The following is a 24,363-nucleotide window of genomic DNA, read 5'->3' on the forward strand; positions in this document are numbered from 1 at the left end:
GCGGAAGCGCCCGCGGCGGTGCGCCGGGCCGGGCGCGAGACGCGCGGCCACCACCCGCTCACCGCCTGACAGCACCCGGTTCGGGAGAACCTGGTCGTGTGGATCTTCCGCGTGCGCGGTGGCACGAGCGGGTGAACCGATCTTCGCGGGCGTCAGAGCAGGCCGCTCCCGGCCGACGTAGGGGGTGATCGTCCCCCACCTCGCAGGAGGTCCGCGTGCACACCGATCCGCTTCGCACGTGCCGGCACCAGGTCCGCGCCCACCACCGGGAGACCCCCGTCGCGATCATCGGCGCCGGGCCCGGTGGGCTCGCCGTCGCGGCCGAGCTGGCCCGCCGCGGCATCGCGGCCACCGTGTTCGAGCGCGGCCCGCAGGTCGGGTCGAGCTGGCGCCACCACTACGACCACCTGCGGCTGCACACCGCGCGCTCGCTGTCCCGGCTGCCGGGGATGCGCATCCCGCGCCGCTTCGGGCGGTGGGTCGCCCGGGCGGACCTGGTGCGCTACCTGGAGGACTACGCCCAGCGGCACGAGCTGGACGTCCGGCCGAACACCACCGTGGAGCGGGTGTGGCCCGCGGAGCGGATCGGCGGGGAGCGCTGCTGGCGGCTGCGGGCCGGTGGCGAGACCACGACGGCGCGGGCGGTGGTCATCGCGACCGGGCTCGCCCACACCCCGCACATCCCGGACTGGCCGGGGCTGGACGGGTTCTCCGGGCTGCTGCTGCACTCCGCGCGCTACCGGAACCCGGACCGGCACCTCGGGCGCGACGTCCTCGTCGTCGGCGGTGGCAACAGCGGCGCCGAGATCGCGACGGCCCTCGCCCAGCACGGCGCCACCCGGGTCTGGTGGTCGGTGCGCACCCCACCGACCATCGTGCCCGCCGCGGCGGACCGGTGGCAGCGGCTGGGGGTGCTGCTCGCGAAGGCGCCGACCTCCGCCGCCGACCTGCTGACCCGGACGTTCACCCGAGCTCAGCTCCCGGACCTGCGCGGGCACGGGCTGCCGCGCCCGCAGGAAGGGCTCTACGCGCGGATCCGGCGGGACGGGAGCAGCCCGGTGCACGACCGCGGCATCGTCGAAGCCGTCCGGAAGGGACGCGTGCAGCCGGTCCCGGCGGTGGCGAGCGTGGACCGCAGCCAGGTGGTGCTCGCCGACGGCAGCCGCATCCGGCCGGACCACGTCATCGCCGCCACCGGCTACCGGACCGGGCTGGCCCGGTTGGTGGGGCCGGACGTGCTGGCGACGCCGCAGGACCTGCCCGTGGCGCCGGAACTCACCGAAGCACCGGACCTGCACTTCCTCGGCTTCACCAACCACCCGGCGGGGCACCTGCACCGGATCGCCACCGAAGCGCGCGCCACCGCCAAGCTCATCGCCCGGCGGCAGCGCCAGGCCGGTGCCCGCACCTCCGGCGAACCGGAATGCGACTGCGCGCAACGGGTTTCCGACCTGGCCGGGTGAGCATGCAGCTCCGCCACCGCCCGCGCCGCGTCCGAGTGCCTGCCAGCAGCGCCGCACCGGACGGTTCGGCGGCCTGCCACCCGCCAGCCCAACAGGGGCGCCGCCACCCGAACGCTGCGCAGCACGAGTCGCTACCCGTCCCGCCGAGCAGAACGAGTCAGAACACCACCACCGAACGGAGAACCTCTCCGTCGTGCATCTTGGTGAAGGCGGACTCGACCTGGTCCAACGAGATCTCCTCGGTCACGAACTTCTCCAACGGCAACCTGCCCTGCAAATACATCTCCACCAGCATGGGGAAATCCCGGCTCGGCAAGCAATCCCCGTACCAGGACGACTTCAACGCACCACCCCGCCCGAACACCTCCAGCAACGGCAACTCCAGCTTCATCTCCGGAGTCGGCACCCCCACCAGCACCACCGTCCCGGCCAGATCCCGCGCGTAGAACGCCTGCTCATACGTCGCGGGCACCCCCACCGCGTCGATCACCAGATCCGCCCCGAACCCATCGGTGAGCTCCCGCACCGCCGCCACCGTGTCCACCTCGGCCGCGTTCACCGTGTGCGTGGCACCGAACTCCTCCGCCCACGCCAACTTCGCCGGATCCTTGTCCACCGCGATGATCCGCCGCGCACCCGCGAAACTCGCCCCCGCGATCGCACCATCACCCACACCGCCGCAGCCGATCACCGCGACCGAATCACCCGGACCCGCACCACCGGTGTTCACCGCCGCACCGATCCCCGCCATCACACCGCACCCCAGCAACCCCGCCACCGCAGGCCGCGCCGCCGGATCCACCTTCGTGCACTGACCCGCATGCACCAACGTCTTCTCCGCGAACGCACCGATCCCCAACGCCGGCGACAACGCAGTCCCATCCAGCAACGTCATCGGCTGCGCCGCGTTGTGCGTGTCGAAGCAGTACTGCGGACGACCCCGCCTACACGCCCGACACACCCCGCACACCGCACGCCAGTTCAACACCACGAAATCACCGGGTTCGAGATCCACCACCCCGGCCCCCACCGACTCCACCACACCGGCCGCCTCGTGCCCCAGCAAGAACGGGAACTCGTCATTGATCCCGCCCTCCCGATAATGCAGATCCGTGTGGCACACCCCGCACGCCTGCACCCGCACCACCGCCTCACCCGGACCGGGATCGGGAACGATGATGGTGGTGACCTCGACCGGCTTGCCCTTGCCGGTCGCCACTACGCCGCGCACTTCGGTCATCCAGAGCTCCAGTTCAGACGTGGGGAAAATCCTGCAGGATTCGGTCGTCACCAGCCGTATTCGCCGGCGGCGTCGATGAGCCAGTCCGCGACGTACCGCGCGAACGACGAACGCACGATCAGCCAGTAGGTGGGCAGCGCCGCGTCCCGGCACACCAGCACGACGGCCGCGCGCGCCAGCAGCGTCTGCGCGCACCGGCCGGTCGCGAAGCCGCGCGGATGCAGGTCCAGCGCGCAGCCCATGTTCAGCAGGTCCCGGGCGTGCGGCCCGGAGACCTCCAGGATGGTGCGGTGCGCGGACACGTCCACCACCGCGCCGTGATCGCCGTCGAGCGCGGTGGTCAACGTGTCCGAAATGGACTCCGCGGCGCCTTCCGGTCCGATCAGCAGCCATTCGTCCGGGCCGAGGCCGAGGACCAGCGCTCCTTCGGCGTGCACCACCTCGCCGGGCTGGTTCGGCAGCATCGCGTGGATCGCGGTGCCGATCCGCTCCGCGCCGGACCCCTTCGGGTCCACCCGCAGCGTGATCTGCGCCTTGAACGGCACCTCGGTGATGTGCACGGCGTCCGGCCCGGACCGCGCGGCGAGCGCCTCCGCCCGGGTCGCCAACGGGGACTCTCCGTAGGGCTCAGCCATCGCGGCGCGCTCCTTCCTTGTCGTAGAAGACGGGTTCGGTGACCGTGAGCGGGACCAGCCGGCCGTCGAGCGGGCTGTAGACGGTGTCGCCGATGCGGTCCCGCCCGCCCTTCACCAGCGCCAGGCTGAACCCGCCGCCGAGCACCGCGCTGCGGTAGCTGGAGGTGACGTGGCCCAGCATCGGCACCGGTGGCGCGGGCAGCACCTCGCTCGCCACCAGCTGCGACCCTTCCGGCAGCACCAGGGATTCGTCCTGCGGTCGCAGGCCGACGAGGTGCTTGCGGTCCGGCCGGGCGTTGTCGGCGCGGGCGAAGGAGCGCATGCCGAGGAAGTCGTCCTTCTTCTTCGACACCGCCCAGCTCATGCCGAGGTCGTGCGGGGTGACGGTGCCGTCGGTGTCCTGCCCGACGATCGGGAAGCCCTTCTCGGCGCGCAGCACGTGCATCGTCTCGGTGCCGTACGGGGTGATGTCGAAGGGGCGTCCGGCTTCGTGCAGTGCCTCCCACACTTCCCGGCCGTACCACCAGGGCACGTTGATCTCGAAGGCCAGCTCGCCGGAGAAGCTGATCCGGCACACCCGCGCCCGCCTGCCCGCGACGACGCCGTCCTGCCAGGACATGAACGGGAACGCGTCGTTGTCCAGCTCCAGCCCGGTGGCCACCCGGGCGAGGACTTCGCGGGACTTCGGCCCGGCGAGCGCGATGGTGGCCCACTGCTCGGTGACCGAGGTCAGGTGCACCCGCAGCTGCGGCCACTCGGTCTGCAGCCACTCCTCCAGCCAGTCCAGCACGCCCGCCGCACCACCGGAGGTGGTGGAGATCAGGTAGCGGTGCTCGCCGGTGCGCATCACGGTGCCGTCGTCGAAGACCATGCCGTCCGCGGTGCACATCAGCCCGTACCGGATGCGGCCGACCTTGAGCGTGCTCATCTTGTTGGTGTAGACGAGGTCGAGGAACGCGGCGGCGTCCGGCCCCTGCACGTCGATCTTGCCGAGGGTGGACACGTCCTGCATGCCGACCCCGGAGCGCACCGCCGCGCACTCGCGCAGCACCGCGGTCTCCATGTCCTCCCCGGGCCGCGGGTAGTACCAGGGCCGCTTCCACTGCCCCACGTTCTCGAACGGCGCCCCGCGCTGCACGTGCCAGTCGTGCATCGCGGTGACCCGCACCGGGTCGTAGAGGTCGCCGCGGTCGCGCCCGGCGAGGGCGGCGAACGCGACCGGCGTGTACGGCGCGCGGAACGTGGTGGTGCGGGACGGTTCCCGCCCGAGCAGCTGCGCGATGATGCCGGAGGTGAGGGTGCCGGAGGTCTTGCCCTGGTCGTGCGCGGTGCCGATGGTGGTGTAGCGCTTGACGTGCTCCACCGAGTCGAGCCCGGCGCCGACGGCCTTGCGGATGTCGGCGACGGTGGCGTCCCGCGCGAGGTCGACGAACTGGTTGGCGCCTTCGGAGTCGGCGGGGCTGGGCAGCAGCCAGGTGGTGCGCCCGGCCAGCACCGGCGGGTTCTTCGCCGCGGGCAGTTCGGGCGCGGTGGCGTCGAATCCGGCGGCCCGCGCGGCGGATTCGCCCGCTTCGGCGCCGGTCCGCAGGCAGTCGCCGGTGCCGAACACGCCGGCGCAGGCACCGGCCGACCGCACGGAGCGCAGGTCCTCCTCGGGCACGTACCCGCCGATCCGCTCCGAGTACCGCACCCCGCCGCGGCCTTGGGCGTGCAGGTGCACCGCCGGGTTCCAGCCGCCGGAGACCAGGAGCAGGTCGCAGCGCACGACTTGGCGGACGGTCACCGGCTGGTGCTCGTCGGAGCGCAGCCCGGCGAGGTGCGCGCTGACGACCCGGTCGACGCCGGAGGTGCCGACGACGGCGGCGTCCGGGCGGATCGTGATGCCGCGCTCCACGCACAGCGAGGCCCAGTAGGTGGGCACCACGTCGCGCACGTCGACGATGGCGGCGATCTCCACCCCGGCGTCGTGCAGGTCGATCGCGGCCGCGTAGGCGCTGTCGTTGGTGGTGAACACGACGGCCCGCGTGCCGGGCAGCACGCCGTAGCGGTGCAGGTAGCTGCGGGCGGACGCGGCGAGCATGGTGCCGGGCCGGTCGTTGCCGGTGAACACCACGGGCCGTTCGTGCGCCCCGGTGGCCAGCACGGTCTCGCGGGCCCGGATGCGCCAGATGCGCTGGCGGCTGGGCGCGTCGTCGCCGCGGTGCTGCACGGCCACGAAGTAGCCGTCCTCGTAGTGCCCGAAGACGGTGGTGCGCGGGAGGGTGCGCACCTCCGGCAGGGATTCGAGTTCGGCGACGGCGCGGCGCACCCAGTCGGTGCCGGGCTTGCGGTCGAGCTCTTCGCCGCTGCCGAGTAGGGTGCCGCCGAACTCGGTGTCGGCGTCGGCGACGATCACCCGCGCCCCGCTGCGGGCCGCGGTCAGCGCGGCGGCCAGCCCGGCCGGTCCGGCGCCGACGACGAGCACGTCGCAGTGCGCGTGCATGGCGTCGTAGCGGGCCGGGTCGGGTTCGTCCGACAGCCGCCCCTGCCCGGGGATCGAGGTCGCTTCCAGGCCGTCGACGAGTTCGACGGTGGTGGCGGTCAGCATCGGTTCCGGGAACGGCTTCTCGATCTGCACCAGGGCGTTCGGGTCTTCCGGCCCGGCGGCCATGATGCCGCGGGGGCGCCCGTACTTGATGCTGGTGGAGATCTGGTGCACGCCGTTGGCCAGCAGCGCGGAGGCGAGGGTGTCGCCTTCGCGGCCTTCGTAGTCCTGGCCGTCGAAGCGGAACCGGACGGGCCGGCGGCGGTCGATGCGTCCCCCGTCGGCGGTCCTGAACTCGTTGCTCACCTGGTCACCGTCCTCGTCGCGCCGTCGGGGTGGATCTCGTTGGTGGTGGTGTCGCGCTGCACGGTGAACCAGCGCCGGCAACCGGCGTGGTGCGACCAGCGCTCGGTGAACACGCCCTTCGGATTGGCGCGGTAGAACAGGAATCGCGCCCAGTCCTCATCGGACACCGACTGCGGGTCGTCCGGATAGCGGACGTCGGCTTGGCCGCCGTAGTGGAATTCGGTCTCGTTCCGCGGCCCGCACCACGGGCAGGGGATCAGCAGCATGTGCGGACTCCGTTCAGTGCGCGACGCCCGCGGCGCCGTGCTCGTCGACGAGGGCTCCGGTGGTGAACCGCTCCAGCCCGAAGGGCGCGTTGAGCGGGTGCGGTTCGTCGTGGGCGATGGTGTGCGCGTAGCACCAGCCGACACCGGGCGTGGCCTTGAACCCGCCGGTGCCCCAGCCGCAGTTGACGTACAGGCCGTCGAACGGGGTGCGCCCCATGATCGCGGAGGCGTCGGGGGTGACGTCCACGATCCCGGCCCAGGTGCGCAGCACGTGCGCCCGCGCGAAGATCGGGAACAGTTCGACGGCCGCGGTGAGTTCGCGTTCGATGGTGTGGAACGCACCGCGCTGCCCGTAGGAGTTGTACGCGTCGATGCCGGCGCCGAGGACCAGTTCTCCCTTGTGCGCCTGGCTGACGTAGACGTGCACCGCGTTCGACATGACCACCGTGGGGTGCACGGGTTCGAGCAGTTCGGACACGAGCGCCTGCAGCGGGTGGCTCTGGATCGGCAGCCGCAGCCCGATGGTGTCGGCGAGCACCGAGGTGCTGCCCGCGGCGGCCAGCGCGACCTTGCCCGCTCGGATGTTCCCGCGGGTGGTCTCGACCCCGACGACCCGATCGCCGACGGTCTCGAATCCGGTGACCTGGCAGTTCTGCACCAGGTCCACGCCCATCCGGTCCAGCGCGCGGGCGAAGCCCCAGGCGACGTGGTCGTGCTTGGCGATGCCCGCGCGCGGCTGCCAGGTGCCGCCGTGCACCGGGTAGCGGAGGTCCTCGGAGGTGTTCAGGATCGGGCAGATCTCCTTGACCTGCGCGGGATCCAGCCATTCGGCGTCGACGCCGTTGAGCTTGTTCGCCTCGACGCGGCGGACGCTGTCGCGGACCTCCTGCAGCGAGTGCGCCAGGTTCAGCACGCCGCGCTGGGAGAACAGCAGCGGGTAGTCCAGCGCTTCTTCGAGCCCTTCCCACAGCTTCAGCGCGTGCTCGTAGAGCCCGGCGCTCTCGTCCCACAGGTAGTTGGAGCGGATGATCGTGGTGTTGCGGGCCATGTTCCCGCCCGCGAGCCAGCCGCTCTCCAACACCGCGACGTTGGTGATGCCGTGGTTGACGGCGAGGTAGTAGGCGGTGGCGAGCCCGTGCCCGCCGCCCCCGACGATCACCACGTCGTAGGAGCGCCTCGGGTCCGGGGAGCTCCAGAGCCGATCCGGGTGCTCGGGCAGGTCTGCACCGGGTGTGCGCGGCGACATCAGAGCCCTCCGTTCAGGTTCGGGTACAGCGGGAACTTGCGGGTGAGCGCCTCGACGCGGTCGCGCAGGGCTTCGGTGTCGGTGGTGGGTTGGAGTGCTGTGGCGATGATGTCGGCGACTTCGGTGAATTCGGTGGTGGTGAAGCCGCGGGTGGCCAGGGCGGGGGTGCCGATGCGCAGGCCGCTGGTGGTCATGGGGGGTCGGGGGTCGTTCGGGACGGCGTTGCGGTTGACGGTGATGCCGATGGTGTGGAGGCGGTCTTCGGCCTGCTTGCCGTCGAGTTCGGAGTGGCGCAGGTCGACCAGCACGAGGTGGACGTCGGTGCCGCCGGAGACCAGCGACACCCCCGCGGCGCGGGCGTCGTCTTGCAGGAGGCGCTCGGCGATGATGCGGGCGCCGTCGAGGGTGCGCTGCTGGCGGTCGGCGAACTCCGGGGTGGCGGCGAGTTTGAACAGCACGGCCTTGCCCGCGATGACGTGTTCCAGCGGGCCGCCCTGCTGGCCGGGGAAGACCGCGGAGTTGAACTTCCTCGCGAACTCCTCACTGGCCGAGAGGATCACCCCGCCCCGGGGCCCGCCGAGGGTCTTGTGGGTGGTCGTGGTGACCACATCGGCATAGGGCAGCGGGCTCGGGTGCAACCCGGCGGCGACCAGACCCGCGAAGTGGGCCATGTCGACCATCAGATAGGCACCGACCTCGTCGGCGATCTCCCGGAACCGCGCGAAGTCCAACTGCCGCGGATACGCCGACCAGCCCGCCACGATCAGCTTCGGCCGGTTCTCCCGAGCCAGGCGGGCCACCTCGTCCATGTCGACCCGGTGATCGTCCTCGCGCACGTGGTACGGGACGACGGTGTAGAGCTTGCCGGAGAAGTTGATGCGCATCCCGTGCGTCAAATGCCCGCCGTGGGCCAGGTCCAAGCCCATGATCGTGTCACCCGGCGACAACAACGCGTGCATCGCCGCGGCGTTGGCCTGCGCCCCCGAATGCGGCTGCACGTTCGCGAACGACGCCCCGAACAACGCCTTCACCCGATCGATCGCCAACTGCTCGACCACGTCCACGTGCTCACAACCACCGTAATACCGGCGGCCCGGGTACCCCTCGGCGTACTTGTTCGTCAACACCGAACCCTGCGCCTGCAACACCGCCTGCGGCGCGAAGTTCTCCGACGCGATCATCTCCAACGTGTTCTGCTGACGACCCAGCTCCGCCCCCACAGCAGCGGCCACCTCCGGATCCACCACCGCAAGCCGGTCGTTGAACGCAGCTGCACTTCCGGACGAGTTCATGGGACTCCTTCGACACCGGGAATCTGCACGGGAGCACTGGGGAGACGGCGGGTGAACGACCGGCCGGACGACTACCATCCAACTGAAATATCAGAAGGCTTCTGAGCGTAAGCAGCGGAATTCTCCGGGTCAAGGGCCCGAAGTCACCGATGCGCGCGCCGCCGCACTCCGCCGCCGCCACCACGGCACGACGCGCCCGGGCGGCGGCGCGCCGGGCCGTTCAGCCGTCCGCGTGCACCGCGGAGAAGAGGGCCGAATCGGCCCTTGACCGCTGCTCCCACCAGTGCTTACTCTGCCGTTCACTTGATATATCAGTCTTGTGCGCAGCTGTTCGGTCGGTCCGGGAACACCTCCGGAATCCGGCGTTCGGCTCGGTCAGGTCACCGCAGGCGGCGGCCCGTTCCGACACGTCCCCCGTGCTCCGCGGAAGTCCGCATCGGACGACCACCGAACCCCACCACTCCCCCTTCTCCAGCCCGAGCTCCTGCCCCGTGGCACCAGTCCGCACCTGCCGTCCTCGCAGCGGTCGCCGCAGGCCGCCCGTTAGGAGACCAGCATGAGCACCCCACGCGTCGTCATCATCGGAGCCGGGATCGTCGGCACCAACCTCGCCGACGAGCTCACCGAACGCGGCTGGGACCGCGTCACCGTCCTCGACCAGGGACCGCTGCCGCTCACCGGCGGTTCCACCTCGCACGCCCCGGGACTCGTCTTCCAGACCACCGGGTCGAAGACGATGACCGAGTTCGCCACCTACACCAGGAACAAGCTCGCCGCGCTGGAGGTCGACGGCGGGTGGTGCTTCAACCAGGTCGGCGGCCTGGAGATCGCCACCACGCCGGAACGGCTCGCCGACCTGCACCGCAAGCAGGGCTGGGCGACCTCCTGGGGTGTGCCCGGCACCGTCCTCGGGCCGGAGGAGTGCGCGAAGCTGCACCCGCTGCTGGACCGGGACCGCGTCCTCGGCGGGTTGCACACCCCCACCGACGGGCTCGCCAAGGCCTCCCGCGCCGTCATCGCCCTCGCCCGCCGCGCCGAAGCCCGCGGCGCCCGCTTCCAGGGCTCCACCCGCGTCCTCGGCATCAGCACCAGCGGCGGCAAGGTCACCGGCGTCGAGACCGACCAGGGCGAGGTGCCCGCCGACCTCGTGGTGTCCTGCGCCGGGTTCTGGGGCCAGGCCATCGGCGACATGGTCGGCATGCGGGTGCCGCTGCTGCCGCTGGCGCACCAGTACGCGCAGACCGACCAGCTGCCCGAACTTGCCGGGCGCAACGACCCGCGGATCGAGGCGCGGCTGCCGATCCTGCGCCACCAGGACCACGACCTGTACTACCGCGAGCACGACGACCGGCTCGGCATCGGCACCTACGCGCACCGCCCCATCCCGGTCGGGCTGCACGAGCTGCCGCAGGACGAGGACGCGCCCAGCGAAGCGGCGATGCCGTCGATGCTGGCGTTCACCGAGGAGGACTTCGCCGCGTCCTGGGAGCACAGCAAGCGGCTGCTGCCCGCGCTGCGCACCGCGAAGGTCGAGACCGGGTTCAACGGCGTCTTCTCCTTCACCCCCGACGGCGGGCCGCTGGTCGGCGAATCCCCGGACGTGGCCGGGTTCTGGATCGCCGAGGCGGTGTGGGTGACGCACTCCTCCGGCGTGGCCCGCGCCGTCGCGCAGCTGCTCGTGGACGGGCGCAGCGAGATCGAGCTGCACGGCTGCGACGTGCACCGCTTCGACGAGATCGAGGTGACCCCGCAGCACGCGGACGAGACCTCGCAGCGCAACTTCGTGGAGATCTACGACGTCAAGCACCCGCTGCAGCCGAAGTTCTCCCCGCGGGACCTGCGGGTCAGCCCGTTCCACGCGCGGCAGCGCGAACTCGGCGCGTTCTTCCTGGAAGCCCACGGCTGGGAACGCCCGCACTGGTACGAGGCGAACGCGCCGCTGGTCAAGGAACTGCCGATGGAGTGGCAGCCGCCGTCGCGGGACGCCTGGTCGGCGATGTACCACTCCCCCGTCGCCGCGGTCGAAGCGTGGAAGACCCGCACCGCCGTCGCCCTCTACGACATGACCCCGCTGAAGCGGCTGGAGGTCTCCGGCCCCGGCTCGCTGGAGTTCCTGGACCGGCTCACCACCGGCAAGATGGACAAGTCCGTCGGCTCGGTCACCTACACGCTGCTGCTGGACCGCGCCGGCGGCGTGCGCAGCGACCTCACCGTCGCGCGGCTCGGCGAACGGCTGTTCCAGGTCGGCGCGAACGGGAACCTGGACCTGGATTACCTGCGGCGGAACCTGCCCGACGATCACAGCGTGCAAGTCCGGGACATCACCGGCGGCACCTGCTGCGTCGGGGTGTGGGGGCCGCTAGCCCGGGACCTGGTGCAACCGCTGAGCCGGGACGACTTCTCCCACGATGGCTTGAAGTTCTTCCGCTGCAAGCGGGCGCACGTCGCGGGCATCCCGGTCACGGCGATGCGGGTGTCCTACGTCGGCGAGCTCGGCTGGGAGATCTACACCAGCGCCGAGTACGGGCAGCGGCTGTGGGACGTGCTGTTCGAGGCCGGCCGCGAGCTCGGCGTGGTTCCCGCGGGGCGCGCCGCGTTCAACAGCCTGCGGCTGGAGAAGGGCTACCGGGCCTGGGGCGCGGACATGACCACCGAGCACGACCCGTTCGAAGCGGGCGTCGGGTTCGCGGTCCGCCGGAACAAGGGCGACTTCGTCGGCAAGGACGCGTTGGAGGGCCGCGACCAGGATTCGGTGTCGCGGCGGCTGTCCTGCCTGACGATCGACGACGGGCGCAGCGTGGTGCTCGGCGCGGAGCCGGTGTTCGTCGACTCGGCGCCCGCCGGGTACGTGACCTCCGCGGCGTTCTCGCACACCCTCGGCTTCCCCATCGCCTACGCGTGGCTGCCCGCGTCGGCGGAGCCCGGGACCTCGGTGGAGATCAAGTACTTCGACCGGATGGTGCGGGCGACCGTCGCCGCCGAACCGCTCGTCGACCCGGAGATGCACCGCATCCGCCGGTGATCCCGGACCTCTCGCGAGGTGAGCGGCCCGCGCGACCGAGCGGATGGGCTGCCGGGCCGTTCACCTGGAACGGGTTTCCCGCACTACGACGAAGGATGCTGATGCGCACGGGTTCGATCGACACCTTCCTGCAGGGCCTCGCCTCCCGCGATCCCGCACCCGGCGGCGGCGCCACCGCCGCGCTGCACGCCGCGCAGGGCGCCGCACTGGTCGCCATGGTGGCGCGGTTCAGCGACGGTGCGAAGTACGCCGAGCACGCGGCGGAGATCGGCGCGGTGCTGGCGGAGGCAGACGAGCTGCGCGGGCTGGCGCTGGACCTGGTGGAGCGGGACGCCACCGCGTTCGGCGCGGTCGGCACCGCCTACGGCCTGCCGAAGGACACCGCGGAGGCGAAGGCCGCCCGGTCCCGGGCGATCGCGGCGGCGCTGGCCGAGGCGAGCCGGGTGCCCGTCCAGGTCATCGCGCTCGCAGGCCGGGTCGTGCGGCTGGCCGAGCGGCTGCGGCCCGTCGGCAACCGCAACGTGATCACCGACATCGCGGCGGCCGCGGACGCGGCGCGCGCGGCGGCCTCCACTTCGCGGGTGAACGCGGAGGTGAACCTGCCCGGCGTCGCCGACCCTGCGACGCGGGACGCGCTCACGGCGGCGATCGCCGAGGCCGCCGACGTCCTCCACCGAGCCGAAGAGACCACCACCGCGGTACGGGAGCAGATCCAGCGATGACCACTTCACCCGCAGTGCCCGACACCGATCCGCCGACGGCCGACGTGCGCGAAGCCGCCGCGTCCGAAACCCCTGGGCCCGCAAAGCCCGCGCCCGCAACCCCTCGGGCCGAAACCGCCCTGTCCGAAACCGCTGTGCCCGCAACCGATCCGACCGGGACCGTCGCGCCCGCCACCGCGACCCCACCGGTGGAGACCGCGGTCCTGGACGGCACCGGCCCGGCCCGCGCCATCCGGGCCGAGGTCGCCGCCGCCGCGGCCGAGCTCGCCGCCGCGGGCGTGCCCGCCCGGCTGGCCGTCGTGGTGGCCACCGACGACGAGTCGAGCGCCTGGTACGTGCGCTCGATCGCGAAGGCGGCCGCGAAGTCCGGGGTGGAGTGCGAGGTCGTGGACCTCGGCGCCGACGCCTCCGCGGAGCGCATCCGCGAGGAGCTCGCGGCGCTGAGCGGCGAACCGGAGGTGCACGGCATCATCCTGCAGACCCCGCTGCCGCCGGGCGCCGACTTCGAGGAACTGGCCTCCTCGATCGCACCGGACAAGGACGTGGACGGGGCGAACCCGCTGTCGGCGGGCTGGCTCGCCGCCGGACTGCCCGCGTTCCCGCCCGCGACGGCCGCCGCGGTGCTCGCGGTGCTGGACCACCACGGCGTGCCGCTCGCGGGCCGCGACTGCGCGGTGGTGGGCCGCTCCACCGTGGTGGGCAAACCGGTGGCGCAGCTGCTGCTGGGGCGGGACGCGACGGTGACGATCTGCCACCGCCACACCGCGGACCTGGCCGCGCGCACCCGGACGGCGGACGTGCTGGTGGTGGCGGTCGGTCGGCCGGGTCTGATCGCGGAGCAGCACGTGCACCGGGGTTCGGTCGTGGTGGACGTGGGCACCAATCCGACGCCGGACGGCGGGTTGGTCGGCGATGTCGACCCGGCGGTGGCCGGCCGGGTCGCGGCGTTGACGCCGGTGCCGGGCGGGGTGGGGCCGGTGACGACGGCGCTGCTGCTGCGGCACACCGTGCGAGCCGCGCTCGCGGAGGCCGGCGGTTAGGCAGCGGTCGGCGGCGCGGTCCGCACCGCGCCGCTCCGGGAAACCTCCAGGTGGGGAGCGCACATGACCCTCTCAGTGTTCGACCTGTTCAAGGTGGGCATCGGGCCGTCGAGTTCGCACACGGTCGGCCCGATGCTGGCCGCGTTCCGGTTCGTGGCGCGGCTGCGCGAGTCCGGGGTGCTGCCCCGGGTGGCGGCGGTGCGCTGCGAGCTGTTCGGTTCGCTGGGCGCGACGGGCCACGGCCACGGCAGCGTCCCGGCGGTGGTGCTGGGTCTGCTCGGCGAGCAGCCGCACCTGGTGGACCCGGTGCGCACCGAACCGGACGTGCGGGCGGTGCGCGAGGAGGGCCGGATCAGCCTCGGCGGCGAGCGCAAGATCGCGTTCTCGGTGGAGCGGGACGTGGTGCTGCACCGGCGGAAGCGGCTGGAGTTCCACACCAACGGGATGCGCTTCGACGCGTTCGACGAGCAGGGGGAACCGCTGCTGCGCCGCGAGTTCTTCTCGGTCGGCGGCGGTTTCGTGCTGGACGAGGACGAGGCGGGCCGGCCGGTGCTGGTGGCGGGCGGCCCGGAGGTGCCCTTCCCGTTCCGCACCGGCGCGGAACTGCTGGCGCGGGCTCGGGAGTCCGGTTCGCGGATCAGCGACGTGATGCTGGCGAACGAGCTGTCCTGGCGGCCCGAGCAGGAGACCCGGGACGGCCTGCTGCACATCTGGTCGGTGATGCGCGAGTGCGTGGACAACGGCGCGCGCACCGGTGGTGTGCTGCCGGGCGGCCTGCGGGTGCGGCGCCGGGCCAAGGAGCTGCGGGAGCGGCTGGAGTCCGGGGTCGACGAGAGCGACGCGCTGCACGCGATGGAGTGGGTGACGCTCTACGCGCTGGCGGTGAACGAGGAGAACGCGGCGGGCGGCCGGGTCGTGACGGCGCCGACGAACGGCGCGGCCGGGATCGTGCCCGCGGTGCTGCACTACGCGCACCGGTTCCTGGCCGGGTTCGACGAGGACGCGGTGGTGCGGTTCCTGCTGACGGCGGGCGCGATCGGCGTGCTGTTCAAGGAGAACGCGTCGATCTCGGGCGCCGAGGTGGGCTGCCAGGGCGAGGTCGGGTCGGCGTGCTCGATGGCGGCGGCCGGTCTCGCGGAAGTGCTGGGCGGCACCCCGGAGCAGGTGGAGAACGCCGCCGAGATCGGCATCGAGCACAACCTGGGCCTCACCTGCGATCCGGTGGGCGGCCTGGTGCAGATCCCGTGCATCGAGCGGAACGCGGTGGCCGCGATCAAGGCGATCACCGCCGCCCGGATGGCGCTGCGCGGCGACGGCGAGCACCACGTCTCCCTGGACAAGGCGATCAAGACGATGCGCGAGACCGGGGCGGACATGAAGGACAAGTACAAGGAGACCGCCCGCGGCGGCCTCGCCCTCAACGTCGTCGAGTGCTGACGACCCCGACAGCGACCAGAGCCGTGCGAGCACAGGAGGAACGATGACCAGGAAGTTCACCCTGACGTTGAGCTGCCCCAACCGCAGCGGCATCGTCCACGCGGTCAGCAGCTACCTGGTGGGCCAGGGCTGCGACATCGCCGAGCACCGCCAGTTCGACGACGGCGTGAAGGGCCGGTTGTTCCTGCGCACCCAGGTGACCGCGGACCGCGAGGTGGACCTGGAGGTGGTGTCGCGGAGCTTCGAACCGGTGGCCGCGGACTTCGAGATGGACTTCTCGTTCGACCCGGACCGCGACGCCCGGGTGCTGGTGATGGTGTCGAAGCTGGGCCACTGCCTGAACGATCTGATCTTCCGCTGGCGCTCGGGCGGGTTGAGCGCGGACATCGTGGCCGTGGTGTCGAACCACGAGACGTTGCGGCCGATGGCGGAGTCGGCGGGCCTGCCGTTCGTCCACGTGCCGGTGACGCCGGAGACGAAGGCCGCGGCGGAAGCCCGGCTGCTGGAACTGGTGGACGAGTACGACGTGGAACTGGTGGTGCTGGCCCGCTACATGCAGGTGCTCTCGGACGAGGCGTGCAAGGCGCTGGAGGGCCGGGCGATCAACATTCACCACTCGTTCCTGCCGGGCTTCAAGGGCGCGAAGCCGTACCACCAGGCGTATTCGCGCGGGGTGAAGCTGGTGGGCGCGACGGCGCACTACGTGACGCCGGACCTGGACGAGGGCCCGATCATCGAGCAGGAGGTGATCCGGATCGATCACACGCACGACCCGGTGGCGCTGCAGGCGGTGGGCCGGGACGCGGAGGCGCTGGCGCTGTCCCGGGCGGTGCGCTGGCACTGCGAGCGGCGGGTGCTGCCGAACGGGCACAGCACCGTGGTGTTCCGGTGATCGGTTCCGGCCGCGGCTCTTGACATCGCGGCCGCGACGCGCTGCCATCTGTAGCGCAATGCGCACCCCGTTGCCGTTCGTGCAACGACTCGACTTCCACTCAGCAGCCACCGCGCGGATCCGCCGCGCGGTGCGTTCCCGACGTTCCGCGGGCGGCCCCTGCGCCCGCCGGTTCCGATGCCGTACCGAGTTGTGTCCCCTTCCCCTCTGCCGCGAGGAGCATTGCCATGACCACCGGTGAGCTGTCCACTCCCGACACCGGCGAAGCGCTGCCCGAGAGCCTGCGCGAGACGCTGGCCGGCTACTACTACACGGACCCGTCGATCTTCCGGACCGAGCAGGAGGCGATCTTCGAAGCGGGGTGGTTCTGCGCGGTGCTGAGCGCGGACCTGGCCCGCCCCGGGCAGTACGAGACGGTGCAGATCGGCCGGGAGAGCGTCGTCGTGACCCGCGGCCGGGACGGCGCGATCAAGGCCTACCTGAACGTGTGCCGGCACCGCGGGGCCCGGCTGTGCACGGAGGAGAAGGGCGAGGTGCGGCGCTCCTTCCAGTGCCCGTACCACGCGTGGACGTACGGCCTGGACGGCAAGCTGGTGGCCGCGCCGAACCTGAACGCGATGCAGGACATCGACCGCGTCGAGTACGGCCTGCACACCGTGCACGTGCGGGAGTGGCTGGGGTACGCGTGGCTGTGCCTGGCCGAGGACCCGCCGTCGTTCGAGGAGACGGTGATCGGGGACGTGACGAACCGCCTGGGATCGCCGGAGGCGATCGTCGGCTACCAGGTGGCGGACCTGAAGCTGGGCAGGCGCATCGAGTACGACGTCCAGGCGAACTGGAAGCAGATCGTCGAGAACTTCATGGAGTGCTACCACTGCGCGACGATCCACCCGGAGCTCACCGAGGTGCTGCCGGAGTTCGCCGACGGCCTCGCCGCGCAGTACTTCGTGGGCCACGGCGCCGAGTTCGGCGAGGAGGTGCAGGGCTTCACGGTGGACGGTTCGGCGGGCCTGGAGCGGATTCCGGGCGTGCAGGAGGACCAGGACCGCCGCTACTACGCGATCACGGTGCGCCCGCAGGTGTTCATCAACCTGGTGCCCGACCACGTGGTGTTCCACCGGATGTTCCCGCTGTCGGCGGAGCGCACCATCGTGCGCTGCGACTGGCTGTACCTGCCGGAGGTGGTGGAGTCGGGGGCGGACCTCGATCGGTCGGTGGAGCTGTTCCACCGGGTGAACCAGCAGGACTTCGACGCGTGCGAGCGCTGCCAGCTGGCGATGGACTCGCGGTCGTACCGCCAGGGCGGGGTGCTGGTGCCGAGCGAGCACCACATCGGCGAGTTCCACGACTGGGTGCGCGAGCGGGTCGGCTGAGCGCCGTTCTCCCGGCCCCGCGCGGCTTCCCGCCGCGCGGGGCCCTCGTGCTGCCCCGGCCCGGGAACGGTCCCGCCCGAGCCGCGGCCGCTTGATTATCCGGGCGCGGCAACGGTTTCCGCCGGTGCGGACGCGTACTGCGCCGGGTGCGGCTGCGGGCGGAACGGGAGCCCGCGGCGCGAAGCCGGACAGGACGCACCAGGGCCGCGCGGACGACGCGACCCCGAAACGGCGCAGCGCAGGGCCGGGCGGCGCAACGCGGGAACCGGGCGGCACTGGACCGGACAGCGCCGGGCCAGGCAGCACGGGACCGGGCAACGCCGCGCCGGGCAGCGCAGCACCGGTCAGCGCGGATCGCCTACTGCCGCGGGCTCTCCAGCGGCACGCCGTCGGCGGACAGCGGCGGCGGCGGGAGCTCGGAGCTGGAGGTCAGCGGTGCCGCCCCGTCCAGCGGCCGACCGGCCTGCTCGCTGAGGAACCGCGTGCTGACGACGCCGACGATCCCGGCCCCGACCAGGAAGTAGCCCGGCCAGTCGAGGTTCCCGGTCGCGGTGGCCAGCGCTTCGATGATCGTCGGCGCGGTGCCGGCGAACAACGACACGGCGAGGTTGAACAGCACCGCCAGGCTGCTGTACCGGATCATGGTGGGGAACAGCGCGGGCAGCGTGGACGGCGAGACCGCCGCGAAGCACACCAGCGCCAGGCCGATGATGAGCAGCCCGGCGACCTGCCCCACCAGCCCTCCGCGCAGCAGCCAGACCGCGGGCAGCCCCAGCAGGACCAGCCCGACGCTCCCGGTCATCAGCACGGGTTTCCGCCCGACGCGATCGCTGAGCCGCCCCACCGAGACGATCACGCACAGCATCAGCACCATGACGACGACCTGGAGCGCGGTGGCGACCTCGGGGCTGGTGCCGCCGAGCCCGTAGCGCGGCAGCGTGCCGGTGAGGTAGGTCGGGACGTAGTTCGTCAGCACGTAGTTCGTGACGTTCCAGGCCACCACGATGCCGACGGCGACGAGCGCGGCCGCCCGGTACCGGGTCACCACGATCTGCAGCGCGCGCCGGGAGGACATCGTGGCCAGCGCGGGTGAGCGTTCCATGAGCTGCCGGAACGCCGGGGTGTCCTCCAGCCGCAGCCGCAGGTAGATACCGGTGATGCCCAGCGGCAGCGCGAGCATGAACGGCACCCGCCAGCCCCAGGAGAGCAGGTCCTGCTCGGGCAGCACGGCGATCACCGTCCAGCACACCCCGGCGCCGAGCGTGTAGCCGGTGAGGGTGCCGAACTCCAGCCAGCTGCCGAAGAAGCCGCGCCTGCGGTCCGGCGAGTACTCGGCGATGAGGGTGAGCGCGCCGGTGTACTCGCCACCGGCGGAGAAGCCCTGCAGCATCCGCACGAACAGCACCAGCAGCGGCGCGGCGACGCCGATCGCCCCGTAGCTCGGGATCAGCCCGAGCAGCACGGTGGACACGGCCATGAGCACGACGGTGGCGGAGAGGACCTTGGTGCGCCCGATCTTGTCGCCGAGCCTGCCGAACACGAATCCGCCGAGCGGGCGCATCAGGAACGCGGCCGCGAACGCGCCGAGGGTGTAGGCGGTGGCCCACTGGCCGCCATCCGGGAAGAACACCCGGCCGAGCACGACGGCCGCGAGGTAGGAGTAGATCCCGAAGTCGTACCACTCCGCGACGTTGCCGATCGCCGCCGCGGCGACGGCGCGCCGGACGGTGCGCTCCTCCTCCACGACCGGCCGGCGGAAGGCCCGCCTGGGCCGCTTCGAGCGGTCGATCATGAGGTCTCCCCCGATGCGCGCTGCCGCGCCGTTCCCGGCCGCCCCGTCCCCTTCGACGCCAGGTCCGTGGTTGATATATCTGTTGCACGATAAGTGGTGGTCAGGACCGGGTCAACACGCCGTTCCGGTGCCCTCGCGGCCCCCTGGAGCCCGCCGAGGAACCCCTCGCGGGCACCGGCCGGCGGGCGCTCTCCGGCGACGGTGCGTCGCGAACTTCCCACGGCAACAAGGGTTTTCGCTACCGGCGGGTTTCCGCGCGTTACACCCGCGGCAACTCTCAGGCCTCCGTGGGCGCCGATTCGCCCGCTCGGCGGGGACGGCGAATTTCATCGTTGACGACCAAGGTGACGAGCCTCATTCTATCGGTTGCGCATTGCAGTACGGGTTCCGCCATCTGCAACAGGAGGCCAGAATGATTCCAGTGGGCGCGCTGTCCGACATCCCTCCCGGCGAGTCGGCCCGGGTGCAGGGCGAGGTGGCGATCGCTGTGTTCAACGTGGACGGCGAGCTGTTCGCCATCGACGACACCTGCACGCACCAGGACGCTTCGCTCTCCGACGGTTGGCTCGAAGGCTGCGCGGTCGAATGTCCGCTGCACGCGGCCTGCTTCGACCTGCGCACCGGCCGCCCCAGCGGCCCACCCGCCAAGAAACCCGTGCGCACCCACCGGGTCACCGTCGACGACGGGATCGTCTACGTGCTCGAGAGCAGCGACGTCGACGCCGTCGCCGGTGCGGTCGTGGAAGAGGTGAGTTGATTGCGCGAGATCACCGTCGTCGGAGCCTCGCTCGCCGGTCTCACCGCGGTCCGCGCGCTGCGCGAGCACGGCTTCGACGGGCGCATCGTCGTCGTCGGCGACGAGGAGCACGCCCCGTACGACCGGCCCCCGCTGTCCAAGGAGTTCCTCGCGGGCACCGCCTCCGAGGACGACATCGCCCTGACCGAACCGGACGACTCCGCGCTGGAAGTGGACTGGCGGCTGGGCCGCGCGGCCACCGGCCTCGACCTCCGGGACCGGGCCGTGCTGCTGGCGGACGGCGAGCGGATCACCTCCGACGCCGTCGTGCTCGCCACCGGTGCCCGCGCCCGCGCGCTACCAGGACAGGTGCCGGAGGGCGTCCGGACGTTGCGCACCCTCGACGACGCCCGCGCGCTGCGGGAGGAACTCGTGCCGGGAGCACGCCTGGTCGTCATCGGCGCCGGCTTCATCGGCGCCGAGATCGCCTCCACCGCGGTCGGGCTCGGCGTCGAAGTGGACGTCGTCGAGGCCGCCGCCGTCCCGCTGCAGCGGGCGCTCGGCCCCGAGATGGGCGAGGTGTGCGGCCGGATGCACGCCCGCAACGGGGTGCGGATCCACGTCGGCACCGGCGTCGCCGAGCTGGTCGGCGAGCCCCGGGTGACCGCCGTCCGGCTCGCCGACGGCCGCGAACTGCCCGCCGACGTGGTCGTGGTCGGCATCGGGGCGCAGCCGAACGTGGAATGGCTGGAAGAGTCCGGGATCCCGCTGCGGGACGGCGTGCGCACCGACGCGGCGGGGCGGACCGAGGTGCCGGAGGTGGTGGCGGTCGGCGACTGCGCCAACGCCCACCGGGACTACACCGCGGAACCGCTGCGGCTGGAGCACTGGACGAACGCCGCGCAGCACCCGGCCGCCGCGGCCGCCGCGCTGCTCGGCGCCGAGCACTCCGCCCCGGCGCACCACGCCGTCCCCTACTTCTGGTCCGACCAGTACGGCAGCAAGATCCAGTTCGCCGGGCACCGCACCCCCGGCTGCACCGTCCGGATCGAGGAGGGCGACGTGAACTCCGGCGAGTTCCTGGCGCTGTACCTGGATTCCGCGGACGAACCGGTCGGGGTGCTCTCGGTAGACCGGGCCAAGTCGTTCGGGCGCTGGCGGCGGCGGCTCGCCGCCAGGTTGTGAACGCGCACCGGGTCCGGCCGCGGCCGTGACCACGTCCCGGAGGGAGCGAGGTGCCCCGCTCCTCGCTCCGCCCGGCGATCACACCACCGCGCGGATGGCCTCCTCGAAACCGAGCACGTGGTCGCAGGCCAGCTGCTCGGCCTCGTCGGCGGACCGCGCGCCGATCGCGCGCAGCAGCCCGGAGTGCTCGCCGACGTGGCTGTCGAAGTGCGACATGCGTTCCAGGAACAGGCAGAAGATGCGAGTGGCGAGGTTGTCGTAGCGCACCAGGGTGTCCTCCAGGTGCGGGTTCCCGGCGGCGCGGTAGATCGCGCGGTGGACGTGCAGGTCCCAGCGCATCAGCTCGTCCCTGGTCAGCGAGCGCACGTCGACCTCGTCGAGCTCGTCGGCCATCTCGACCAGCTCGGCCAGCACGGCGGCGCTCGCGGATTCGGCGGCGCGGCGGGCCGCCAGCGGTTCCAGCTGCACCCGAAGCTCGGAGATGTAGGCGAGGTCGGTGATGTCCACCGCGGTCGCGAAGGTCCCCCGGCGCGGGTAGGACACCACGAGCCGGTCGATCTCCAGCCGCTTCAGCGCTTCGCGGACCGGCGTCCGGCCGACGTCGAGCGATTTCGCCAGCGCCACGTCGTCGATCGCGGTCATCGGCGGGATGTCGAGCATGATGAGCCGGTCGCTGATCTCCGCGTACGCCTTGTCGGCCAACGACGCGTAGACGGGTTCATCGGTGGTCGTCGGGTTCATCGCGGCCTCGGCTCCACCGAGGGGCGGTCGATTCCGCACATCTTGAGCCTTGACATATCAGCACTGTATCTGTTGGAGGTCTGTGCACGAACAGAACCCGGGCCGGTTTCCGCTCGGTGGAACGCGCGCGGCCGCGCCACCGTTCGTGGCGCGGCCGGGGTGTTCCGGGGCTCCGGGTTCAGCGCTTCTTGCCGCTGCGCTTGGCGGCCACGCAGTCCGGGCAGGTCGGCATGCCGCTGAGCATGGTCTCGGCGTAGGTCTTGTCCAGGAACGCCTTGCCGCACAGCGAGGTGGCCAAGCTGTCCCAGGGCGAGACCTTCCCGCAATGCCGGATGCCGTCGTGCACGATGTCGGTTGCCATGAGCCTTGCCTCCAGCTCTAGTGCCCTCTTCCGAATGAACAACTCCCCGATCGGACGTCCACTCCAGCACGTTCGGTAACCAGAAGGCAGCTCATTCCGCCGCTCAACGCCGTGCGGTCACCCCATTGCGGCCAGCGGTAGATCAAGATTCGGCCGAAGTGATGACTTCGTGCATTGTTCAACCTCTCCCTGCTGGGCCGATCGGGTGTGATCATCAGGGCGCTGGTCCGACGGGGCGGCGACCGGCGCGGACGGCGGAACCACCTGCGCCGGTCGCCGGATCCGGTTCACAGCGCGGCGAGCACCTGCTCGGCCATCGGGCCGCTCGACGCCGGGTTCTGACCGGTGAACAGGTTCCCGTCCCGCACGGTGAACGGCTGGTAGGCGGGCCCGCTCTCGTGCACCGCGCCCCGCTCCCGCAACCGGCTCGCCAGCAGCCACGGCGCGCCGTCCGCGGTGCCGAACAGCCGCTCCTCCTCATCGGTGAACGCGGCCATCCGCCGCCGCGCGAACCGCCAACCCCCCGCCTCGTCCACGGCGCTGAGCAGCGCGGCCGGGCCGTGGCAGACCGCGGCGATGGCGACGCCGGCGCGGTCCGCCGCCACGAGCAGCCGGCCGAGGTCGGGGTCCTCGTGCAGGTCGACCACGGGCCCGTGCCCGCCGGGCAGCACGATCGCCGCGTAGTCGTCGAGCACCACCTCCGCCAGCGGCAGCAGCGGACCGAACTCGTCCAGCGCCGTCGCCGCGTGCGCCACGTGGCGGGCGCAGTCCGGCCCGGCGATCTCCGGGTCGGCGCTGTGCCGGTCCAGCGGCTGCCGCACCCCGCCCGGCGAGGCGAAGTCCACCGCGAACCCGGCGGCGGCGAACACCGCGTGCGGCGCGGCGACCTCCTCCGCCCAGTAGCCCGTCGGGTAGGCCGATCCGTCGGTGCGGACCCAGGTGTCGGCGGCGGACATGACGATCAGGACCTTGCGCATCGGGCGCCTCTCTCTTTCGACGGCGGGGGTTCCTCCCCGGTTCGGCCACCAGCCTGGTCGCCGGGGCGCGCCGGAACCGGCGCATCGCGCGCCCTGCCGGTGCGCGGACCCGCGAACCTGGGACTCGGCGGTCCACCCGCACGCCCCCGCGGGCGCCCGGACGGCGGGACAATCGCGGGCATGGCCCAGCACAACCGCGAACTCGCCGACTTCCTGCGCCGCGCCCGCGGGCTCGGTGATCCGGCCCGCGCCGGACTGCCCGCCGACGGGCGGGTGCGGCGCGTCCCCGGGCTGCGGCGCGAAGAGGTCGCGCTGCTCGCCGGGGTGTCCACCGACTACTACGCGCGGCTCGAACAGGGACGGCGGATCGTTCCCTCGCCCGCCGTGGTCGCGGCGATCGGCCGGGCGCTGGACCTGGACGCCGCGGGCCGCGCGCACCTGGCGACCCTCGTCGGCCGGACCGCGAGCCCGCGCCGCAGGCCGAACTCGGTGCAGCGGCTCCGGCCCGGCGTCCACCAGCTGCTCGACTCGCTGGACGGCGAACCGGCGCTGGTGCTCGGCAGGCGCACCGACGTGCTCGCGAGCAACCGGATGGCGCGGGCGCTGTTCACCGACTTCGAGCGGATGCCCGCGGCCCGGCGCAACTACGCGCGCTGGATGTTCCTCGACGACGGCACCCGGGAGCTGTTCGCGGACTGGGAGGTGCACGCGCGGACGACCGTGGAGAGCCTCCGCCTCGACGTCGGCGCGGACCCCGAGGACCGGGCGGCGGTGGCGCTGGTCGCGGAACTGCGCGCGGGCAGCCGGGAGTTCGGCCGGTGGTGGGACGAGCACCGGGTGCACCAGCGCACCCACGGGTCGAAGCGGTTGCGGCACCCGGTGGTCGGCGAGCTCACCGTCGAGTACGAGACCTTCGCGCTGCCCGGCGACCCGGACACCACGCTGTTCGTCTACACCGCCGAACCCGGCTCGTCCTCCCGGGAGGCGCTGGGCCTGCTCGCCAGCTGGGGCGTGCCCGCCCGGCCGCGCTGACCGGCGAGGATTTTCCCCTCGGGAAGGGGAATTCCGGCCCCGCCCGGCGGGGCGAATCCGGCATCATCCCTACCGTGGGAG

General features: G+C 72.2%; 20 protein-coding genes. 10 read left to right on the top strand and 10 right to left on the bottom strand.

The features are described from left to right. The first annotated feature begins 215 nt into the window (after nucleotides 1–215). Entirely contained in the window at nucleotides 216–1,463 is a 1,248-nt protein-coding gene (locus tag H1226_RS17885; RefSeq protein WP_258341759.1) for a flavin-containing monooxygenase, read from the top strand. Nucleotides 1,464–1,620: 157 nt separating this feature from the next. On the opposite strand, the gene H1226_RS17890 is transcribed toward H1226_RS17885, so the two are convergent. The 6 genes from H1226_RS17890 to glyA are packed head-to-tail and all read right to left on the bottom strand — an operon-like array spanning nucleotide 1,621 to nucleotide 8,972. Next, the gene (locus H1226_RS17890) at nucleotides 1,621–2,703 is read right to left on the bottom strand and encodes an S-(hydroxymethyl)mycothiol dehydrogenase (RefSeq protein WP_258349441.1); all 1,083 of its coding nucleotides are present in this window, start codon (nucleotides 2,701–2,703) and stop codon (nucleotides 1,621–1,623) included. 47 nt (nucleotides 2,704–2,750) lie between these two features. Beyond that, entirely contained in the window at nucleotides 2,751–3,338 is a 588-nt protein-coding gene (locus H1226_RS17895) for a sarcosine oxidase subunit gamma (RefSeq protein ID WP_224963077.1), read from the bottom strand. After that, nucleotides 3,331–6,168, bottom strand: a complete 2,838-nt coding sequence (locus tag H1226_RS17900) for a 2Fe-2S iron-sulfur cluster-binding protein (RefSeq protein WP_258341760.1) — start codon at nucleotides 6,166–6,168, stop codon at nucleotides 3,331–3,333. Before H1226_RS17900 ends, H1226_RS17895 begins: the two co-directional genes overlap by 8 nt. After that, complete coding sequence (locus H1226_RS17905) at nucleotides 6,165–6,434, bottom strand: sarcosine oxidase subunit delta (protein WP_224963073.1); 270 nt, start codon at nucleotides 6,432–6,434, stop codon at nucleotides 6,165–6,167. Before H1226_RS17905 ends, H1226_RS17900 begins: the two co-directional genes overlap by 4 nt. A 13-nt stretch (nucleotides 6,435–6,447) precedes the next feature. After that, the gene (locus H1226_RS17910) at nucleotides 6,448–7,680 is read right to left on the bottom strand and encodes a sarcosine oxidase subunit beta family protein (protein ID WP_224963071.1); all 1,233 of its coding nucleotides are present in this window, start codon (nucleotides 7,678–7,680) and stop codon (nucleotides 6,448–6,450) included. Further along, nucleotides 7,680–8,972 (bottom strand): serine hydroxymethyltransferase, encoded by a 1,293-nt coding sequence (glyA, locus tag H1226_RS17915; protein ID WP_258341761.1) that lies wholly within the window; start codon nucleotides 8,970–8,972, stop codon nucleotides 7,680–7,682. The genes H1226_RS17910 and glyA overlap by 1 nt, the downstream gene beginning before the upstream one ends. A 556-nt stretch (nucleotides 8,973–9,528) precedes the next feature. Here glyA and H1226_RS17920 point away from each other — a divergent pair. The 6 genes from H1226_RS17920 to H1226_RS17950 all read left to right on the top strand — a co-directional run bounded on the left by H1226_RS17920 (nucleotide 9,529) and on the right by H1226_RS17950 (nucleotide 17,458). Next, a complete protein-coding gene (locus tag H1226_RS17920) occupies nucleotides 9,529–11,994 on the top strand; it encodes a GcvT family protein (protein WP_258341762.1) in 2,466 nt (821 codons plus the stop codon). Between the two features lie 101 nt (nucleotides 11,995–12,095). Beyond that, nucleotides 12,096–12,716, top strand: coding sequence for a cyclodeaminase/cyclohydrolase family protein (locus tag H1226_RS17925; protein ID WP_258341763.1), 621 nt, complete (start codon nucleotides 12,096–12,098; stop codon nucleotides 12,714–12,716). Between the two features lie 134 nt (nucleotides 12,717–12,850). After that, on the top strand, nucleotides 12,851–13,756 hold the full coding sequence (locus H1226_RS17935; RefSeq protein ID WP_258341764.1) for a bifunctional 5,10-methylenetetrahydrofolate dehydrogenase/5,10-methenyltetrahydrofolate cyclohydrolase: 906 nt from the start codon (nucleotides 12,851–12,853) through the stop codon (nucleotides 13,754–13,756). 63 nt (nucleotides 13,757–13,819) lie between these two features. Beyond that, nucleotides 13,820–15,193 carry an L-serine ammonia-lyase gene (locus H1226_RS17940; protein ID WP_258341765.1) on the top strand — a complete coding sequence of 458 codons (1,374 nt, stop codon included), beginning with the start codon at nucleotides 13,820–13,822 and terminating at the stop codon, nucleotides 15,191–15,193. 43 nt (nucleotides 15,194–15,236) lie between these two features. Next, nucleotides 15,237–16,085, top strand: coding sequence for a formyltetrahydrofolate deformylase (gene purU / locus H1226_RS17945; RefSeq protein ID WP_258341766.1), 849 nt, complete (start codon nucleotides 15,237–15,239; stop codon nucleotides 16,083–16,085). 227 nt (nucleotides 16,086–16,312) lie between these two features. Then, a complete protein-coding gene (locus tag H1226_RS17950; protein WP_258341767.1) occupies nucleotides 16,313–17,458 on the top strand; it encodes an aromatic ring-hydroxylating oxygenase subunit alpha in 1,146 nt (381 codons plus the stop codon). Nucleotides 17,459–17,816: 358 nt separating this feature from the next. Here the strand turns inward: H1226_RS17950 and H1226_RS17955 are convergent, their stop codons facing one another. Next, a complete protein-coding gene (locus H1226_RS17955; protein WP_258341768.1) occupies nucleotides 17,817–19,250 on the bottom strand; it encodes an MFS transporter in 1,434 nt (477 codons plus the stop codon). 412 nt (nucleotides 19,251–19,662) lie between these two features. Between H1226_RS17955 and H1226_RS17960 the strand changes: the two genes are divergently transcribed. Further along, on the top strand, nucleotides 19,663–20,007 hold the full coding sequence (locus H1226_RS17960) for a bifunctional 3-phenylpropionate/cinnamic acid dioxygenase ferredoxin subunit (RefSeq protein WP_224961255.1): 345 nt from the start codon (nucleotides 19,663–19,665) through the stop codon (nucleotides 20,005–20,007). Further along, the gene (locus tag H1226_RS17965) at nucleotides 20,008–21,171 is read left to right on the top strand and encodes an NAD(P)/FAD-dependent oxidoreductase (protein ID WP_258341769.1); all 1,164 of its coding nucleotides are present in this window, start codon (nucleotides 20,008–20,010) and stop codon (nucleotides 21,169–21,171) included. It abuts the gene before it with no gap. A gap of 78 nt (nucleotides 21,172–21,249) precedes the next feature. Here H1226_RS17965 and H1226_RS17970 read toward each other — a convergent pair whose 3' ends face one another. The 3 genes from H1226_RS17970 to H1226_RS17980 all read right to left on the bottom strand — a co-directional run bounded on the left by H1226_RS17970 (nucleotide 21,250) and on the right by H1226_RS17980 (nucleotide 23,250). After that, the gene (locus H1226_RS17970) at nucleotides 21,250–21,912 is read right to left on the bottom strand and encodes a GntR family transcriptional regulator (protein ID WP_224961251.1); all 663 of its coding nucleotides are present in this window, start codon (nucleotides 21,910–21,912) and stop codon (nucleotides 21,250–21,252) included. 178 nt (nucleotides 21,913–22,090) lie between these two features. Continuing rightward, nucleotides 22,091–22,273: a hypothetical protein gene (locus H1226_RS17975; protein ID WP_258341770.1), complete on the bottom strand. Its 183-nt coding sequence runs from the start codon at nucleotides 22,271–22,273 to the stop codon at nucleotides 22,091–22,093. A 287-nt stretch (nucleotides 22,274–22,560) separates the two neighbouring features. Next, nucleotides 22,561–23,250 carry a type 1 glutamine amidotransferase domain-containing protein gene (locus H1226_RS17980; protein ID WP_258341771.1) on the bottom strand — a complete coding sequence of 230 codons (690 nt, stop codon included), beginning with the start codon at nucleotides 23,248–23,250 and terminating at the stop codon, nucleotides 22,561–22,563. 180 nt (nucleotides 23,251–23,430) lie between these two features. On the opposite strand from H1226_RS17980, the gene H1226_RS17985 reads away from it, so the two are divergent. Then, nucleotides 23,431–24,282, top strand: coding sequence for a helix-turn-helix domain-containing protein (locus tag H1226_RS17985; RefSeq protein ID WP_258341772.1), 852 nt, complete (start codon nucleotides 23,431–23,433; stop codon nucleotides 24,280–24,282). The last annotated feature ends 81 nt before the right edge of the window (nucleotides 24,283–24,363 follow it).

Origin of the sequence: Saccharopolyspora gregorii (assembly GCF_024734405.1) — a bacterium.
Classification (GTDB): Bacteria; Actinomycetota; Actinomycetes; order Mycobacteriales; family Pseudonocardiaceae; genus Saccharopolyspora_C; species Saccharopolyspora_C gregorii.

Excerpts from the sequence above, each read along its gene's own strand:
- H1226_RS17890 (WP_258349441.1), bottom strand. The coding sequence starts at position 2,703 with ATGACCGAAGTGCGCGGCGTAGTGGCGACCGGCAAGGGCAAGCCGGTC.
- H1226_RS17895 (WP_224963077.1), bottom strand. The coding sequence starts at position 3,338 with ATGGCTGAGCCCTACGGAGAGTCCCCGTTGGCGACCCGGGCGGAGGCG.
- H1226_RS17905 (WP_224963073.1), bottom strand. The coding sequence starts at position 6,434 with ATGCTGCTGATCCCCTGCCCGTGGTGCGGGCCGCGGAACGAGACCGAA.
- H1226_RS17910 (WP_224963071.1), bottom strand. The coding sequence starts at position 7,680 with ATGTCGCCGCGCACACCCGGTGCAGACCTGCCCGAGCACCCGGATCGG.
- glyA (WP_258341761.1), bottom strand. The coding sequence starts at position 8,972 with ATGAACTCGTCCGGAAGTGCAGCTGCGTTCAACGACCGGCTTGCGGTG.
- H1226_RS17920 (WP_258341762.1), top strand. The coding sequence starts at position 9,529 with ATGAGCACCCCACGCGTCGTCATCATCGGAGCCGGGATCGTCGGCACC.
- H1226_RS17925 (WP_258341763.1), top strand. The coding sequence starts at position 12,096 with ATGCGCACGGGTTCGATCGACACCTTCCTGCAGGGCCTCGCCTCCCGC.
- H1226_RS17940 (WP_258341765.1), top strand. The coding sequence starts at position 13,820 with ATGACCCTCTCAGTGTTCGACCTGTTCAAGGTGGGCATCGGGCCGTCG.
- purU (WP_258341766.1), top strand. The coding sequence starts at position 15,237 with ATGACCAGGAAGTTCACCCTGACGTTGAGCTGCCCCAACCGCAGCGGC.
- H1226_RS17950 (WP_258341767.1), top strand. The coding sequence starts at position 16,313 with ATGACCACCGGTGAGCTGTCCACTCCCGACACCGGCGAAGCGCTGCCC.
- H1226_RS17955 (WP_258341768.1), bottom strand. The coding sequence starts at position 19,250 with ATGATCGACCGCTCGAAGCGGCCCAGGCGGGCCTTCCGCCGGCCGGTC.
- H1226_RS17960 (WP_224961255.1), top strand. The coding sequence starts at position 19,663 with ATGATTCCAGTGGGCGCGCTGTCCGACATCCCTCCCGGCGAGTCGGCC.
- H1226_RS17970 (WP_224961251.1), bottom strand. The coding sequence starts at position 21,912 with ATGAACCCGACGACCACCGATGAACCCGTCTACGCGTCGTTGGCCGAC.
- H1226_RS17975 (WP_258341770.1), bottom strand. The coding sequence starts at position 22,273 with ATGGCAACCGACATCGTGCACGACGGCATCCGGCATTGCGGGAAGGTC.
- H1226_RS17980 (WP_258341771.1), bottom strand. The coding sequence starts at position 23,250 with ATGCGCAAGGTCCTGATCGTCATGTCCGCCGCCGACACCTGGGTCCGC.
- H1226_RS17985 (WP_258341772.1), top strand. The coding sequence starts at position 23,431 with ATGGCCCAGCACAACCGCGAACTCGCCGACTTCCTGCGCCGCGCCCGC.